We start from the raw sequence: 1,425 nt of genomic DNA, 5'->3' as shown, positions 1-1,425 counted from the left end.
GGCTCCGGCTCCGGCTCCGGCCGCCGCCGGAGCGCGCCTCGAGCTCCGCCAGCGCGCGGGACTGCGCGCGATAGTCGAGGATCGTCCAGCCGATCAGCCCGGCGATCACGGCGAGGCCGATCGCATAGGAGGCGACGATGAAGCCGAGATGCGGATCGTTCATTCGGCGGGCTCCGGCGCGAAGGCGGCCGACGCCGCGGCGGTGATCCTGAGCGTCCGCAGCCGGCGCCGGATCAGCTCGGTCCGCATCGCGGCGAGGTGCAGGACGACGAACAGCAGCGTGAAGGCGAGCGCGTTGGCGAGCAACGGCCACAGGATCGTGGGATCCATGGCGGGCTTGCCCAGCCGGGTGACGGAGGCCGGCTGGTGCAGCGTGTTCCACCAGTCGACCGAGAACTTGATGATCGGGATGTTGACCGAACCGACCAGGGTCAGCACGGCGCAGGCCTTTGCGGCGCGCGACGGCTCCTCGATGGCCGAGCGCAGCGCCATCAGGCCGAGATACATCAGGAACAGGATGAGGAACGAGGTCAGCCGGGCGTCCCACACCCAGTAGGTTCCCCACATCGGCTTGCCCCAGAGCGAGCCTGTGGCGAGCGCCAGAAACGTGAAGGCGGCGCCGAGCGGGGCCGCGGCCTTGGCGGCGACGTCGGCGAGCGGATGGCGCCAGATCAGCACGCCGAGGCTCGCCACGGCCATGATGGTGTAGCCCATCATGCCGAGCCATGCGGACGGCACGTGCAGGAACATGATGCGGACGGTCTCGCCCTGCTGGTAGTCGGCCGGCGCCACCACGAGGCCGAGATAGAGGCCGAGCGCGAGCATGGCGGCGGTCGCGCCGGCGAGCCATGGCAGCACGCGGGTCGCGAAACCCGAGAAACGGGCCGGATTGGCGAGCGCCGTGATGGAGGAGAGCAGGGCCATGGATGGGCCTTTTATGTCGAACGCGGTCCTCAAAACAGACGTCCGTGGCGAAAATCCGCGTCGCCGGCCGGCGTCCCCGCATGGCGCCCCTCATCACTTCAGACAAGAACCATCCCGAACCGCGCTCGCGCTCCCGGCTTCAGTCGGCCGCCGCCGCCGTGCGGGTGGCCGGCGGGCGTCCGCAGGCCATGTAGGCCTCGAACCCCAAGGAGCCGATCCCATGAAACTCATTCCCCTGCTCGCGATCTCGGCGGCGACGCTGGCGCTCGCCGCCTGCCAGCACGACCGGCCCCGCGGCTACGGCTATCACGACCGCACGTTCATCGAAGGCGGCCGCGGCTACCGCGACCGTGACCGCTACCGCCATGGCGACGGCCGCTACGAGCGCAGCCGGTACGACGGTCGCCGCCAGGACGAGCGCCACGATGGACGCCATGGCGGTAGCGGTCACGGTCGCGGTAGCCGCGGCCGCCTTCGATGAACGTGCGGTCGTGATAGCCG

General features: G+C 70.3%; 3 protein-coding genes. 1 reads left to right on the top strand and 2 read right to left on the bottom strand.

What is annotated here, in order from left to right; all coding sequences use genetic code 11:
- Together ccmD and ACIKT0_RS18215 are read right to left on the bottom strand one after the other, a co-directional pair.
- On the bottom strand, positions 1-163 hold a 163-nt coding region (gene ccmD / locus ACIKT0_RS18220), incomplete at its 3' end, for a heme exporter protein CcmD (protein WP_407106741.1).
- Entirely contained in the window at positions 160-924 is a 765-nt protein-coding gene (locus ACIKT0_RS18215) for a heme ABC transporter permease (RefSeq protein WP_407106740.1), read from the bottom strand. The genes ACIKT0_RS18215 and ccmD, both read right to left, overlap by 4 nt.
- 220 nt (positions 925-1,144) lie before the next feature.
- Here ACIKT0_RS18215 and ACIKT0_RS18210 point away from each other — a divergent pair, with 220 nt between their 5' ends.
- Positions 1,145-1,405, top strand: a complete 261-nt coding sequence (locus ACIKT0_RS18210) for a hypothetical protein (RefSeq protein ID WP_407106739.1) — start codon at positions 1,145-1,147, stop codon at positions 1,403-1,405.
- Positions 1,406-1,425 lie beyond the last annotated feature (20 nt).

Origin of the sequence: Hansschlegelia beijingensis, assembly GCF_045505405.1 — a bacterium.
GTDB classification, from domain to species: Bacteria; Pseudomonadota; Alphaproteobacteria; order Rhizobiales; family Methylopilaceae; genus Methylopila; species Methylopila beijingensis_A.
The sequence above is the reverse complement of the archived record's forward strand: the minus strand, read 5'-3'. Positions and strand labels throughout refer to the sequence as shown.

Excerpts from the sequence above, each read along its gene's own strand:
- ACIKT0_RS18215 (WP_407106740.1), bottom strand. The coding sequence starts at position 924 with ATGGCCCTGCTCTCCTCCATCACGGCGCTCGCCAATCCGGCCCGTTTC.
- ACIKT0_RS18210 (WP_407106739.1), top strand. The coding sequence starts at position 1,145 with ATGAAACTCATTCCCCTGCTCGCGATCTCGGCGGCGACGCTGGCGCTC.